Annotated in this window: 15 protein-coding genes; 1 reads left to right on the plus strand and 14 read right to left on the minus strand. The window is 59.3% G+C overall.

Features of this window, described 5'->3' with window-relative positions; genetic code table 11:
- From BUA15_RS00705 to BUA15_RS00765, 13 genes are all read right to left on the minus strand, one after another.
- The gene (locus BUA15_RS00705) at positions 1-930 is read right to left on the minus strand and encodes a GNAT family N-acetyltransferase (protein ID WP_072713951.1); all 930 of its coding nucleotides are present in this window, start codon (positions 928-930) and stop codon (positions 1-3) included.
- Positions 931-959: 29 nt separating this feature from the next.
- A complete protein-coding gene (hslU, locus tag BUA15_RS00710) occupies positions 960-2,399 on the minus strand; it encodes an ATP-dependent protease ATPase subunit HslU (protein WP_272482038.1) in 1,440 nt (479 codons plus the stop codon).
- An 18-nt stretch (positions 2,400-2,417) separates the two neighbouring features.
- The gene (locus BUA15_RS00715; protein WP_072713952.1) at positions 2,418-3,380 is read right to left on the minus strand and encodes an NYN domain-containing protein; all 963 of its coding nucleotides are present in this window, start codon (positions 3,378-3,380) and stop codon (positions 2,418-2,420) included.
- 67 nt (positions 3,381-3,447) lie between these two features.
- A complete protein-coding gene (gene hslV / locus BUA15_RS00720) occupies positions 3,448-3,999 on the minus strand; it encodes an ATP-dependent protease subunit HslV (RefSeq protein ID WP_072713953.1) in 552 nt (183 codons plus the stop codon).
- 83 nt (positions 4,000-4,082) lie between these two features.
- Positions 4,083-5,573: a D-alanyl-D-alanine carboxypeptidase/D-alanyl-D-alanine endopeptidase gene (gene dacB, locus BUA15_RS00725; RefSeq protein ID WP_072713954.1), complete on the minus strand. Its 1,491-nt coding sequence runs from the start codon at positions 5,571-5,573 to the stop codon at positions 4,083-4,085.
- A 3-nt stretch (positions 5,574-5,576) separates the two neighbouring features.
- The gene (gene mreC, locus BUA15_RS00730; protein ID WP_072713956.1) at positions 5,577-6,401 is read right to left on the minus strand and encodes a rod shape-determining protein MreC; all 825 of its coding nucleotides are present in this window, start codon (positions 6,399-6,401) and stop codon (positions 5,577-5,579) included.
- Between the two features lie 5 nt (positions 6,402-6,406).
- On the minus strand, positions 6,407-7,417 hold the full coding sequence (locus tag BUA15_RS00735; RefSeq protein ID WP_072713958.1) for a rod shape-determining protein: 1,011 nt from the start codon (positions 7,415-7,417) through the stop codon (positions 6,407-6,409).
- A 167-nt stretch (positions 7,418-7,584) separates the two neighbouring features.
- Complete coding sequence (gene purH / locus BUA15_RS00740) at positions 7,585-9,183, minus strand: bifunctional phosphoribosylaminoimidazolecarboxamide formyltransferase/IMP cyclohydrolase (RefSeq protein ID WP_072713959.1); 1,599 nt, start codon at positions 9,181-9,183, stop codon at positions 7,585-7,587.
- A 3-nt stretch (positions 9,184-9,186) separates the two neighbouring features.
- Positions 9,187-9,855 (minus strand): phosphoribosylglycinamide formyltransferase, encoded by a 669-nt coding sequence (purN, locus tag BUA15_RS00745; RefSeq protein ID WP_072713961.1) that lies wholly within the window; start codon positions 9,853-9,855, stop codon positions 9,187-9,189.
- Between the two features lie 64 nt (positions 9,856-9,919).
- A complete protein-coding gene (locus BUA15_RS00750) occupies positions 9,920-10,891 on the minus strand; it encodes a S66 peptidase family protein (protein WP_072713963.1) in 972 nt (323 codons plus the stop codon).
- Positions 10,882-11,943 carry a CorA family divalent cation transporter gene (locus BUA15_RS00755; protein ID WP_072713965.1) on the minus strand — a complete coding sequence of 354 codons (1,062 nt, stop codon included), beginning with the start codon at positions 11,941-11,943 and terminating at the stop codon, positions 10,882-10,884. Before BUA15_RS00755 ends, BUA15_RS00750 begins: the two co-directional genes overlap by 10 nt.
- A complete protein-coding gene (locus tag BUA15_RS00760; protein ID WP_072713966.1) occupies positions 11,940-12,239 on the minus strand; it encodes a LapA family protein in 300 nt (99 codons plus the stop codon). The genes BUA15_RS00755 and BUA15_RS00760 overlap by 4 nt, the downstream gene beginning before the upstream one ends.
- 75 nt (positions 12,240-12,314) lie before the next feature.
- Complete coding sequence (locus BUA15_RS00765; RefSeq protein ID WP_072713968.1) at positions 12,315-13,415, minus strand: glycosyltransferase family 2 protein; 1,101 nt, start codon at positions 13,413-13,415, stop codon at positions 12,315-12,317.
- A 70-nt stretch (positions 13,416-13,485) separates the two neighbouring features.
- Here BUA15_RS00765 and BUA15_RS00770 point away from each other — a divergent pair, with 70 nt between their 5' ends.
- The gene (locus BUA15_RS00770) at positions 13,486-14,160 is read left to right on the plus strand and encodes a WbqC family protein (RefSeq protein ID WP_072713969.1); all 675 of its coding nucleotides are present in this window, start codon (positions 13,486-13,488) and stop codon (positions 14,158-14,160) included.
- 58 nt (positions 14,161-14,218) lie between these two features.
- Here the strand turns inward: BUA15_RS00770 and BUA15_RS13555 are convergent, their stop codons facing one another.
- Positions 14,219-14,407: a hypothetical protein gene (locus BUA15_RS13555; protein ID WP_143149537.1), complete on the minus strand. Its 189-nt coding sequence runs from the start codon at positions 14,405-14,407 to the stop codon at positions 14,219-14,221.
- Between the last annotated feature and the right edge of the window lie 43 nt (positions 14,408-14,450).

The following is a 14,450-nucleotide window of genomic DNA, read 5'->3' on the forward strand; positions in this document are numbered from 1 at the left end:
TCAGCGCAGGCCGGGCACGTGACGCAGCAGCGTTTGCAGAAACGATCGATAATACGTCAGGCGGAAGTATAGATGAAGCGTTGGACAAAAGCGGCGTTTGAATTCGGCAATGGACGGCGTATTGGCCCCGACAAAATCGAACTGCCGAAAGCCTTCTGCGCGAAGGCGGCTCCACAGGTGCCCCAGGAGGACTGTCATCGCGGGGCCCGGCGTGCTGCCGGCCAGCCAGTACCAGGCGCGGGGGCGCTGCACCATGAGCGCTACGGCTGCTTCAATCTGGCCTGTTGGGCTCTGAACGCCAAACAGCCGAACGAGGCCGGTCGTGGTGAGGGCATTCAGCAGCGTGGTCAGGTGTTCGGCCGGTGCTGGCGGACGACGCCGATGGCGTTGGTAGCTGGCGGCTACCAGGCGGGCGATCACGGGAGCCAGCGCTGCATCTTCGATCAGCCGGTACGTTGCGGCTGCTTTGCGAAAAAGACGGCGAGGATTGGCAGACCAGTGAGTTGGTGTGGCCCGCTCAAGATCTATCTCGTAGGTGTAGAGCGGATGGGCTCGCCAGCCGTGCCATAGCGCCTGGCGCACGTCTGTTAAGAAGGGCGGCAGGTGTAACTCGACGCGCGCGTAGCGTTGGCTCAGCGTAATCAGCAGTTGATCGGGTAGTGCCGAAGTGGATGGGTCTGGTAGGATCAGGGGGGACTCTGGAAGAAGGGGGGGATGCGTTGCCAGGCGCCAGGGGCCTATCTGGCGGACCAGCAGGGCTACGGCCACCGTTTCCTTTCCTGCTCCTACTTCTACGATCTCGATCCGTCGGCCGAAGAGCTGCCCTATCATGCGCAACACCTCCGGATGGGCAAACGGTGACGTCCGGGCTGCCTGTAGGGCTTCCCAGCGTCGCCATCCTTCCGGATCGTCCAGCAGATAGCAGGTCACGGGCGCGGGTGAACGCCAGGCCTCTGGGCTTAGAGAATATACTGACTCAAGTCCCGGTTCTGCACAATATTGCTCAACCGCTTTTCAACCAGGTCGGCATCTACCACAATCTTTCGGTTGGCCGGAACATTGTCCGGTACCTCAAAGAGAATATCCTCCAGGAGCGTGGTCAGCACCGTGTGCAACCGACGGGCCCCAATGTTTTCGACCTCTTCGTTCACGCGGGCTGCAATCTCAGCGATTTTGCGTACGGCTGCGTCGGTGAATTCAATGTCCACCCCTTCTGCTTTTAGCAGCGCCTGATATTGTTTGAGGAGGGCATTTTTGGGCTGCGTGAGAATTTTGTAAAAGTCCTCCTCGGTCAGGCTTTTTAACTCGACGCGGATGGGGAAGCGGCCCTGCAGCTCTGGGATCAGGTCGCTGGGCTTGGCCACGTGGAAGGCTCCGCTGGCGATGAAGAGAATATGGTCGGTGCGAACCATGCCGTATTTGGTCATAACGCTGCAGCCTTCCACCAGCGGTAGCAGGTCGCGCTGCACGCCTTCGCGAGAGACGTCCGGCCCGCCTCGGGCGCTATCCCGCGCCGCCACCTTATCGATCTCGTCGATAAAGACAATACCTGACTGCTCCACCCGCTCCAGCGCCTCCCGCGTAACTTTGTCCATGTCGATAAGCTTTTGCGCTTCTTCTTGCGTGAGAATTTCGCGTGCTTCTGCTACCGTAACGCGGCGCTTTTTGCGGCGGCGGCCGGTCAGGTTACCAAAGAGTTCTTGCAGGTTAACGCCCATTTCTTCGATGCCCAGCGGTCCGAAGACCTGCACCATAGGCATCGTGTCAGAGGCCACCTCAATTTCGATTTCTCGGTCGTCCAGCTCTCCTGCCTTGAGTTTTTCACGAAAGCGCTGGCGAGTGCGCTCCCGGGCTTCTGCCTCAGCGTGATCGGTAGCTGTGGTAGCCGTGCTCTGAAGGAAGAAGCCTGGGCCCTGTACCATTTCCCGTTGAGGGGCAGGACGGGCAGGAGGGACTAAAATGTCCAGGATGCGTTCTTCAGCCAGCTCGCGCGCCCGGTCGCGCACGCGCTGCTCGTGTTCTTCGCGTACCATGTTGACCGCGATATCGACCAGATCGCGGATCATGCTGTCCACATCGCGGCCTACATAGCCAACTTCGGTGAACTTAGTAGCTTCCACTTTGATGAAGGGAGCGCCGGCCAGTTTGGCCAGGCGCCGAGCAATCTCGGTCTTGCCCACGCCGGTCGGGCCGATCATCAGAATATTGTTGGGCATAATCTCTTCCCGCATTTCCGGCGGGGCGTTTAGCCGACGCCAGCGGTTGCGCAGGGCAATGGCCACGCACTTTTTGGCTTCGTCCTGACCAATGATGTATTTGTCCAGTTCGGCGACAATTTCGCGTGGCGTGAGTTCGCGCTTCATTCCGTCCTCCCGATGCGTGAGGGGTTTCGGCTCCATACCCGACAGGTTGACGACTTAAAAGGCCGACGGTTCTTCTCCAGAAGGATCTTCAACGTGATCTTTTTCGGATAGATCTCCGGAGGTGTCGGTTTCAAAATCGGATGTCGCGGCCAGGGTTTCCCGAATGCGGCGCACGTCAGGGTGGTCTTCGTGCAGGATGAGTACGGTATAGTCGTAGGGAAATCCTCGACGGCGTTCCAGCCGAATAGCGCCTGCTGCTTCGAGCCGGTTAATCAGTTCTTTAGGTTCGACTTCGGAAGCATCAAAGGTTTCTGACATTTTTCGGAGCAAGGGGGTCAGATAGACCTCATCGTAGCGACCGAAGTGTTCGACAATGAGTTCGAGCGCTCTGAGCGCAGCCGGATCGTCGGCCAGGGAGGCAAAGACGGGTGGAGGAGCGGCAGTGGACTCAATGGTGGAGCCTGACAGGTGGGTCAGCAGGCGACGCAGACCGGCATGCTCCAGAATCGGGCGGGGATCCAGCAGCAGGCGGTCGCCCAGGCGCTCGTAAACCAGGTCTGATGGCGGCGCCAGTTGGAGCAGTGCGACCTGGCGGCCATGGCTGCGCAGATATTCCAGCAGAGGGAGATACGCCAGGTCGCCACTTACTACCACAAACGCCTGCACTTCTGGATGGCTTTGCAGCGTGTGCAGCGCGTCGATGGTCAGTTGCAGCGAACGAGCAGGAGGGTCCAGGCTGGCTGGAACCATGCAGGGGACAATGCCCTGTTCGGCAAGGACGCGCTGAATAGCCAGTCCGTCCTCGTACTGCTCAAAGTCTGCGTAAGCACGACCCAGAACCACCCGAAAACGCCGGCGTGCCAGCAGGTACCGACGAAGGCTATAAAGCAAATCGGCTAACTGTCCATTAATGCTTTCCTCCTCTTTCAGATAGCGGACGGTCTGCCGGTACAGGTTCTCATAATCCACAAAAAGCGCCGTAGTGCGAATCGGTTTTCTGGAATGCAAACGATCCATTACTTTTTTGTTAATGATTTTTGTTATGATTTATGTAATAAATTGGAAAATGTATGTTTTGATAAATTTACTTTGAATCGATTTCCAGGATGGTGAGCTCGTGGTTGGTGTAGATGCAGATATCGGCTGCAATGGCAAGCGATTCTTCAACGATAGCCCGGGCCGAGAGGTCAGGGCGGTGTTTGCGGAGGGCTCGGGCGGCTGCTAGGGCAAACGGACCACCCGAGCCGATGGCCACAATATTGTCATCGGGTTCGATCAAGTCACCGTTGCCGCTAATGAGAAGCAGACGGTCTGGTGAGGCAACTGCCAGCAGTGCATCCAGGCGGCGCAGGTAGCGGTCGGTGCGCCAGTCTTTGGCCAGTTCGACGGCAGCCCGGAGCACATTGCCACCATGCTGTTGGAGTTTGCCTTCAAAGCGTTCAAAAAGGGTCAGCGCATCGGCGGTAGCCCCTGCAAAGCCTGCCAGAATCTTGCCGTTATAGAGCGCGCGCACTTTCTGGGCCCGGTGTTTCATGACCGTAGTGCCCAGCGTTGCCTGGCCATCGGCGCCCAGCGCTACCCGGCCGTTGTGCCGTACGCCCAGAACCGTAGTGCCATGAATTTGTTGGTGGGGCATCGGTTTGCGCCTGCTTTTGTCCACGCAAAATGCGGTCCATGAACGGTCAGAGGGGAGGGGTTGATCCCGTCTGTTTGATTCCTTCACTTGCGATAGCGAGCGAGCTGTTCTACGAAAGCGTCGATGGTGCGGCGCACCTGGCGGGTAGGAAGGGTATAGTGGTTACAGAACAGCGCAAAGGCGAGCAGGCGTCCGTCTGGTGTGCGAACGTATCCGGCCAGTGCGCTGGTGTTCGACAGCGTACCTGTCTTGGCCCGGACGCGATCGCTGAGCTGTCGATCCTGAAGGGTCGTTTCCGGTTCACCACCGGTGGGTAGCGACGTGTAAAACGTCTGGCGCACGGCCAGGTCGGGATGGCTGGCCATGTAGGCCAGCAGACGAACCGTTGCTTCAGGCGTGACCAGATTCTGCGCCGACAGGCCAGAGCCGTCCACAAACTGAATGCGGCTGGTGTCGATGCCTGCTCGAAGCCAGGTGCGAGCAGCTGCTGCCAACCCCATCTCGGCGGATCCGGGGACCAGTGTGGTGTCGGCTACCGGGCGTTCGGCGCCCAGCGTCCGCAGCAGCATTTCGGCGTACAGATTCTGACTCCGCCGATTGATAACCCGCACAATCTCAGACAGGGGCGGTGAGGTATAGGTCGCCACGGTCCACAATCTGGAGCTGGTATAGTCAGGTTTGATGGAGAGGGCGTCAACGTCCACGGGCTGTCCCTCTACAGCGATGCCTTCAGCGAGCAGCACTTCGCGCAGGACGTGCACGAAAAAGCGCGTTGGATTACTGACGGTGAGCGACTCCGTATCTCGGCGGCCTTCCGGCACCCGGCTGAACAGCACGATCGTGTTGGTGCCGGGTAATCGCCGGTACCCCTCTTTCAGGGGCTGATCGGCCGGAATGGTATAGGTTTGATTGATCAGAGATACATAGGTAGTGGGTGGCTCCCAGGAGATGCGTCCGGGTTCGCCGGCGCGGCCTGCTTCGATGGTAACGTCCACGCAGTTGTCGTTGAAAGATAGCGCGCTGATTTCCGCAGCGTACCAGTAGGTCAGGTCGTCCCAGCTCCAACCGGTACCCAGCGGCGTGTCGTCAAAGTAATCGTCGTCGCCAATAAGGTCGCCCGCGATTCGCTGGATTCCCTTACGGCGCAGTGAATCGGCCCAGGCTCGGAAGGTAGCGGTGCGGTCTCCATCGGTAAAACGGCCGCCAATGGCGGGATCCCCTGAGCCGCGCACGATCAGGTTCCCCTGCAGCACGCCGTCTACGATTGGTCCATCTGCCAGGAGGCGGGTAACGTAGCGAAAGTCAGGCCCGAGCTGCTCGAGAGCAGCTGCTGTTATGAACAACTTGGTTACCGAAGCGGGCGTAAAGTTTTGCCGGGCGTGGCGTGCATAGAGCACGGTACTGTCGCGCAGATCCAGCACCAGCGCTCCCCAGAAAGCCGAAGCGTAGGCAGGAGCGTCAAGCAGTTGATTCAGGGTAGCTTGCAGGTGCTGTGCCGGCTGAGCAAGGCTCGTTACGGGCCGTCCTGGTAGGCTCCACAGCAATAGCAGGAGTATGCCGAATTTGGGGCGCATCGCTCACGGTGGGTTAGGCGTGTGCAGTCGCTGGCGCTCCAGATCAGGCTTATGCAGGATGACAAATACATAGGAGGCGCGGTCCAGCGGGGAGGCCGGTTCCAGGTAAATGCGCAGCGTATTCAGACCGGGCTGGCGCGCTACTTCGGTTATGCGACCAATGGGAAAGCCTGGAGGGAAGATGTTACTGTAGGGCGTTGTGACTACCAGCATGCCCGGGCGCACCGGCTCGGTGCGGCTGACAAATTCCATCAGCAGGCGGTCAGGGTGCTCGCCGTCCCAGCGCACAATGCCTACCGCTCCGATAGCCTGGATGCGGGCCGCCACCCGAAAGTCTGTGTTCAGGTAAGAAAGAACGCGGGCATAATGCGGCGTGACCAGGGTAACGGTGCCGATGATTCCGCGGTCATCCACGACGGCCATGCCGGGTTGCACGCCGTCTGTGCTGCCCGCGTCGATTGTTAGCAGGTTGCGCTGGCGCGTCAGGTCTTTGGCAATGATGCGGGCGGCCCGTACCGGAAGGGGGTAAATGCTGTCGCGCAGCGCCAGCAGGCGGGTCAAACGTTCGTTGGCAATCAGCGCTTCGCGGGCGCGCGCCAGCTCGCCGGCCAGGCGGATATTTTCGGCGCGCAGCCGTTCGTTTTCCTCCAGCGTTCGAAAGTAGTGACCGGCCCAGGCCAGCCGGGCTTCGGCGCGGGCCGAAAGTTCCAACGCCAGCGCACGCAGCCCGTGCAGCACCGGCTCGTTGTGCGTGAGCAGCAGGCTCAGCGCCAGACCTAATACGACAACCAGAAGTAACGTGTCAATGAGCCAATTGGTGCGCGTCATGATTTTCAGAGCAAGACCCGCTCGTACCGTTCGAGGTCTTCCAGCACTTTACCCGTGCCTCGCGCCACAGCCGTCAGGGGATCGTCGGCTACGTAGACAGGAAGTTCCACGCGATTACGGATCAGGGCGTCCAGGCCTTTCAGCAACGCCCCCCCGCCTGTGAGCATGATGCCGCGTTCCAGAATATCGGCGCCCAGTTCTGGCGGGGTGCGTTCCAGGCAGCGTAGCACAGCGGCAGCGATCTGGTTGACGGGCTCTCGCAGGGCTTCGCGCACATCTTCTGAAGAGATCGTTCGGATTTTAGGAATGCCGCTGACAAGATCGCGCCCTTTGACCGACAGTTCCAGCTCCGGGTCCAGCTCTATAGCACTGCCAATCTCACACTTGATGCGCTCGGCCGTGCGCTGGCCGATCAGCAGGTTATGGTTGCGTTTAAAGTACTGGATGATGGCATTGTCCAGTTCGTCGCCGCCGGTACGAATCGATTCGTTCACAACGATGCCCGCCAGCGCAATAACTGCGATTTCTGTCGTACCACCGCCGATGTCCACTACCATGTTGCCAACGGGCTCTTCGACGTTCAGGCCAATGCCAATCGCGGCTGCCATCGGTTCACTGATCAAGTAGACGCGTTTGGCACCGGCGTGCTCGGCAGAGTCCCGCACGGCCCGCTTTTCCACTTCGGTAATGCCACTGGGAATGCAGACGACCATCCGCCGGATCGACGTGTACCAGTTGCGCTGGACTTTGCGGATAAATCCCCGGATCATTTGCTCGGCCACCTCAAAATCGGCGATGACCCCGTCTTTAAGGGGCCGAATAGTTTCGATTTCTGGGTGCGTGCGCTCGTGCATCTGCAAGGCTTCGCGGCCGATCGCAATGACCTTGCGCGTGCTTCGATGCACAGCGACGATGCTGGGTTCGTTCAGGACAATACCACGCCCTTTGATATAAACCAGCGTGTTAGCGGTCCCAAGGTCTATGGCAACGTCAGAAGCAAAGTTGAACAGCCCCATTGGTTGTTGCTCTGGTTTAGGTCCGGACCTACCGGCTTTCGGGAGCAGGCAGGCCAGGAACGGTTGTACTTCGCGTTAGCATCGCGGGGAATGCGCGCCCTTAAAATAGTAAACCGGCGGGGAAATAGATCCACCCGCCGGCATAAAAGTGCAAAAATCGTCCCTGTTCAGTGCCGGAAGTGCCGGGTGCCGGTAAAAACCATGGCGACGTTGTGGTCGTCGGCCGCCTGGATCACCTCTTTATCGCGGATGGACCCCCCGGGCTGGATGACAGCGCGGGCGCCGCTTTCGACAGCCGCGAGCAGCCCATCTGCAAAGGGAAAGAATGCATCAGAGGCCACCACACTTCCGGTAAAGTCGTGCCCTTCGCGTTTTCCTTTAAGCACGGCAATTTCGGAAGCGTCCACCCGGCTCATCTGACCGGCACCGATGCCCAGGGTGGCCCGGTTGCGCACATAAACAATCGCGTTGCTTTTGACGTGCTTGACCACGCGCCAGGCAAAGTCGAGATCACGCCACTCGGCTTCGGTAGGGGCGCGTCGCGTAACCACCTGCCAGGTGGCGCGCAACTCCTCTAGAGGTGGCAGAGCGCTATCCGGTTCCTGAACCAGCAGGCCGCCTACGGCCGTCCGTATGTCCAGCGTTTCCCGGACAGGCCGGAGCTGCTGGATGATGCGTCGGTTGGCTTTTTTCTGAAGGAAAGCCAGCACGCCCTCGTCGAAGTCCGGTGCGATGATCACTTCGGTAAAGACCTGATCGATAGCCTCAGCCGTGTCGCGGTCGAGCGGTCGGTTGACGACCACGATGCCGCCGAAGGGAGAGCGCCGGTCGGTAGCAAAGGCACGGGCGTAGGCCTCTGCAAGCGTTTCAGCGGTGGCTACGCCGCACGGATTCGTGTGCTTTAGAATCGCGCAGGTAGGATCCGCCTCCCGAAACTCGTCGATCAGGCGGAGGGCTGCGCTCAGGTCCAGCAGATTATTGAAGGAGAGAGCCTTTCCATGAAGTTGGCGAAAGAAGCGTTCCGGCTGGCCATAAAGGGCAGCCTGCTGGTGGGGGTTTTCGCCGTAGCGCAGTATCTGGACGCGGGGCAAGTCGATCAGGAGGCGTGACGGCAGCGGTTCGGAAGGCGAAGGGTGCAGGCGATCTTCCAGGTAGGCAGCGATCGCCCGATCGTAGGCGGCGGTGCGTGCAAAAGCTTTCTGGGCCAGACGGCGGCGCGTAGCCAGCGTCAGGTGTCCCTCATGCTTTTCTAGCTCCTCCGCTACGGCATCGTAGTCAGACGGGTCTACCACAACCGCGGTAAAGAAGAAGTTTTTAGCGGCTGCGCGGATGAGGGTGGGGCCGCCAATGTCAATATTTTCGGCAGCCAGCGCCTCATCCTCAGGCTTCTGGGCAATGGCCTGTTCGAAGGGATACAGGGTAACGACCACAAGGTCGATCGGGGCAATGCCATGCTGCTGGAGTTGGTCCAGATCGTCCGGTACGTTGCGGCGCGCCAGTAGACCGCCGTGGATAGCCGGATGCAACGTTTTGACGCGGCCATCCAGGATTTCCGGGAAGCCGGTCAATTCGGAAACGTCGCGAACGGTCAGGCCTGCTTTGCGCAGCGCCCGGGCTGTGCCGCCCGTAGAGACCAGTTCGATGCCCAGCCTGACCAGACGGTGCGCAAAGGGGACCAATCCATTTTTGTCCGATACCGATAGTAGCGCTCGGCGTACAGGCTGCAGATCTGGAGGAGGCTCGTGGGTGCGTGGTTGATGCAGCATAGCTTATGGCGTGCGATTTTCGGAGGGTTCAGGTAGGATACGAACGCGCCGCCCCTCTACCCGGACACGACCTTCGGCAAACAGCCGCAGCGCCTCGGGGTAGAGACGGTGCTCCACCGCCAGCACGCGAGCCGCCAGCGTCTCCGGCGTGTCGTCGGGCAGGACCGGCACGGGCTCCTGCAGCACAATCGGACCGTGGTCGTACTCTTCATCCACTAAATGGACGGTTGCGCCGGTCCAGCGCACGCCGTAGTTCAGGACTGCCTCATGGACGCGGCGGCCATACATGCCTGGACCGCCAAAGGCTGGCAGCAGGGAGGGATGAATATTCAAAATGCGGTTGCGATAGGCTGCTACCACGTTATCTGGAATCTTTTTCAGGTAGCCGGCCAGCGCCACCAGGCCAACGTCGTGGGCGCGAAGCACGTTAAGCAAGGCTTCTCCGAAGGCCTCCGGGGAAGGATAGTCCCGCGGAGCAAGCACAGCCGTAGGAATGCCCTGCTGCTGCGCGCGCTCCAGTGCGCCGGCTGTCGGACGATCACTGACGCACAGCACCACCTGGGCAGGCAGATGGCCGGCCTGGGTGGCATCTAGGATGGCCTGGAAGTTGGTTCCGCTCCCCGAGGCAAAGACGGCCAGGCGTAGGGGAGGGCGCGTTGATGGTTGGGGCATAGCGTGTGGGCGATGGTTGCCGCCGCAAGTATAGCGTTTTCAAGGGGAGCTTGTTGAAAAATTTTTACGGAAAAGATTCAGGGGACAGACCGGCTGCTCGGACGACGGGTTCCAGCAACGATAGCTGCACGCCCGCTTCACCGGCAATCAGCCGGGCGCGCACGCCAATAGGCAGGGTATTTTTGGACAGCACGTGTCCGTACGGAAAGTCGGTCACTACAGGATACGAGGCCCTGCCAAGATAGTCGTGCAGTACGTCCTGGAGCGTAAGCGATGGCGCAGAAGCGGCTGGTGCGCACTCTGTAAAGTAGCCCAGTATCAGACCGGCCAGCCTGTCGAGTACGCCAGCCAGGTGCAGTTGGGCAAGCATGCCGTCGATGCGATAGGGCGCTTCGCCAACGTCCTCCAGAAAGAGGATGGCACCGTTCAGGTCGGGCAGATAGGGGGTTCCGATCAGGCGCACGAGCACCGAAAGGGTGCCTCCTATCAAGAGTCCCTCAGCCTCGCCAGGACGCAGCACGTGGGGGGATGCATTGCCAACGAAGGAGAGTGGATGTGGCGCAGCGCCTTGCGCCATTTCCCAGAAGCGTTGTTCCGTTTCGCGGTCCAGGAGGGGCCAGTCGGTGGCTACCATTGGACCTGAGAGGCCTGGCACGTGGGCGCGACGCAACAGGGCCAGATGCAGCGCCGTAATGTCGCTGTAGCCAATCAGTAGCTTGGGAGTGCGGGTGGCAGCTTCGTAGTCCAGCAATGGCAGCAGGCGCAGGCAACCGTAGCCTCCCCGGGCGCAGAAAATGGCGCGAATGTCGGTGCGCTGCAGGTAGTGGTTAAGCTCTTTCGCGCGCATCTGGTCGTCGCCCGCGAGGTAGCCCCGTTGCAGGGCAAGAGTTTGGCCTCGCTCTACCGTGAGCCCCGCTGCTTCGAGCCGGCGAATGCCGGCTTCCAGCTTTTCGGGATCGGGAGGACTGGCGGGGGCTATAACGGCCACGCGGTCGCCCGGGCGCAAAGGAGGGGGATAGTGTCGAACTACAGCCATTTTCGCCGAAAGCCATATAGCATGCCTACTACCAGCACAATCATCAATGCCATGACGGCTGGATAGTCGTAGCGCCCGTGTAATGCGAACATGTCCTGGAGCGGTAATCCCTGCACTCCAGTCATGAGTATGAGCGGAATAAAGAGCAGACCAATTACGGTGAGTACTTTCATTGTCTCATGCATGCGATAGCGTAGCTGGGATAGAGATAAATCCATCAGCGTGGCCAGCAGCCCACCGAGCAATTCCGCAATTTCAATCACCTGTGTAATGCGGTGGTAAATGCTGCGCCAGAAAAGATGGGAATCGGGCGCAATGAGGGGAATTTCAAAGCGCTGCAATTCCGCAAAAACATTGCGAAGCGACCCGGCAACACGTCGAACGGCAATTATTTCGCGCTGTAGTGCAGCTAGACGATCCTGCACCGGCCGGTTCACCTGTTCCAGCACGCTGGCTTTAAGCTGATTTGTACGCTCTCCAAGTGTTTCTAACACTTCAAAGTAGTGATCAATAAGGGTATCAATCAATGCATACGCCAGATAGCTTGCATCACGCTGTCGAATGGGACTGATTGGCTGTCGCAGACGGCTTTGTATGGAGGCAAATGCTTGGCTCGGTCGTTCTCGAATCGTTAGCACAAAGCCTTTGCCCAGAATCAACTGGATCGGTTCAATTTCTATTGAACCTGTAGTGGCATTAAAGATGAGTCGCGGACATGGAATGCACAAATAAGCGCTGCCCTCCTGTAAGAGGAGAGGATTGGGATCGGACAGGGGCCTGGGCATAAGCGAAGAAATAGAAGGGCTGTCGGACAGTCCTACGACGTCGATCCAGGTGACTGTGGGGCGGTCTTTGCAACGCAGCACCGATTCGATGGCGTGAGGAGGCAGCGTCCGTTCTTCAAGACGGGTGGCGTTGTAATCGATCAGATGTATGGTAGCTGATAGGCAAGGCGGTTGCTCTGAAGAAGGACGCGTACTCGGTGGCAGGTCGATTTTGCGATACCGTTGGGCCAGTGCTATTGCGCAAATCTGCGACAGCCAGTGACTCATTCGTACGGGCTTTCTGTGATAGAATCCAGGCTTGAAGAGGAGGTAGCTTCGCTGCTGGACTGGCTCAACTGCTTGCGAAGCTGGCGGATTTCGCGTGCGGATCTGAGACGTCCGGGGACGCTGGCCAGGATGCCTACCAACACGCCCAGCGCAAAACTAACCAGTACAACCAGGGCGGTGGACTGCTCTGTCTGGTAAGGGCCGAAACGCAGGGTTACGTAGCCCGGATTCTGCAGGGCAAACATTACAGCCAGGATGGCGAGGAGCAGCGACAGAATCAGAAAGGAGGTTCGCATCGTTGCGCGCAAGATGGTTCACAAACGGTGCTTAAAAGAACAGCTTGAACGAAGAGTTTCCGCCCCATAGATTGCTTATGGGGAGGGGGCAGGTCGTGTCGGCTGCTTGATACGGCGACCTTTCCAGTGGAGCCGGCCGCGCCCGTAGTTCCAGGCTGAATCACCTTGAAGAATCCAGGCCAGGAAGTAGGAGAGCGGAGCCAGGAGACTCAACCACAGGGGGTAACCCTGGAGCCGATCGGTTATCAGCTTCAGACCGTATATGGAAAGCAACAGGGGCCACCAGATAAGGGGCGCCAGCACGAACGTCAGGCCATAGCCTAGCCAGAGGAGCAGAAAGTACAGCGAGCGTCCTCCCATAAGCAGGTAGGCATTTTTTCGGAAGCCCTGCCAGGCAGCTTTCAGGTCGGGGTACATGTGCACGGCCAACTCCCGGCGCAGATCTAACAATTCGGGGATCAGGCCATGCCGTTTCAGATAACGTCCGATCTGCACATCTTCGAGCACTTCAGCCCGGTGATGCCGATGGGGTTCCAGGCGATGGTAGCGGGTCGCATCCATGAGCCAGCATTGGCCGTTCAGCGCGCCTAGCAGGGGATGCGGCACGCGACGCACCAGCGACCAGGGCAATCCGCCTAAAATCAGCAGGGGAACCAGACTGACGAGGAGTTGGCCACCGCCGCGTAGCGATGGCAGAGCGGTCGCTACTGATCCCGGGGGAAGGGCTCGGTAACGTGCCACCAGATGGCGCAGGGCATCGGGCCGTAGCAGTTCAGCGTCGGCGTCCAAAAACAGGTACAGGGAGCCTCTGGCATGGCGGGTGGCCTGATACAACGCGTGCACTTTGCCCACCCAGCCTGGCGGTAGCTCCTTGCCCCGAAGCACGCGCAGATGTGGATCGGCTCGGTAACGTTGCAGCACAAAGGGGGTAGCGTCTTCTGAGCCATCATCGTAAACGATCACTTCGAAGTGCGGATAGTCCTGGCGCAGCAGCGTGGGCAGTAGTCGTTGCAGGTTACGCGCTTCGTTACGGGCAGGAATGAGCACCGAAAGGGAAGGCCACACGTCGGCCGTTGGCTTGGGGCAGGGTTGACGGCGCAGGTAGCGCAGCGAGGAAAGCAGCGTTCCCCAGATCAACAGATGGAGAGTGGTAAGTAAAACTGCCAGGATAATCACCGGACGAGGGTGCGTCTGCAACTGTGGGGTGTGGCGGTTAATTTAACCTAAAAAAAGATACCGACTGATTATGCTGGCTGTTGTACCTCCGGAATATTTTCCGCGGCTGGAGCGGGTAGCGCTGGCGCTTCGGGCCGGGCGTTTGGTGCTGGCCGACACCTTTCAGTACAGTCGGCAGTCTTTTCACAACCGAACGCGACTGCGCAACCCGCAGGGCTGGCAGTGGATTTCGGTGCCGCTGCGAGCGCATCAACATGGCGTCCCAATCGATCAGGCTGCTGTTGGACAATTGCGCGGGTGGCAACGCCGGCACTGGCGCGCATTCTGTTACAACTACCGGACCACCCCTTACTTTGAGTTTTTTGAACCACGTCTGGAGGAGATTTTTCAGCAAGAATGGACAACGCTGGGCGCATTGACCTGCGCAACTGTGCTGCTAACGCTTCAGCTTTTCGAGATCGACACGCCCGTTGTACGCGCTTCCGAACTGGTAGGACGCCCCGCTTCGGTGGCGGCTATTGCGCGCGTGCTGGCTGCCGACACATTGTTGTTGCCAGAAAATACTGCAGCAATCGACCGTACGGCGGCAGCGCAAGTCTATGCGCTCCGCTTTAAAGAGCCTGTATATCGACAAAATTTTGAAGGATTTGTGCCAGGAATGACTGCGCTGGATCTGCTGTTCAACCTGGGGCCTATCGAGGCAAGGGCGTTGCTGGAAGCGCACAGCGAAGTGATGCCGGTCTAACTGTTTCGCTAACCTGCTTGAGGTTGCGATGAGACCGGACCGGAGAAAACGCTGGGTGCTACGCCGTCGCTTCTCGCGTACGCAGCTCTATCTGAGCCATGTCGCTACGGAGCACGCCCGGGATCGTGATCGTGCGGTGCGGAATGGCTAAGGCGCGGGCAGCATGGCTACACCGATCCCGCATCAATGGATCTGGCGCTTTACGCCGACCCTGACGGCCAACCATTGCCAGCTCCAAAGTCCTCATAGAGGTAACCTTACCACCCCGCGGAGCAGGGCATGAGCCCTGT

Source organism: Rhodothermus profundi (assembly GCF_900142415.1).
Lineage (GTDB): Bacteria > Bacteroidota > Rhodothermia > Rhodothermales > Rhodothermaceae > Rhodothermus > Rhodothermus profundi.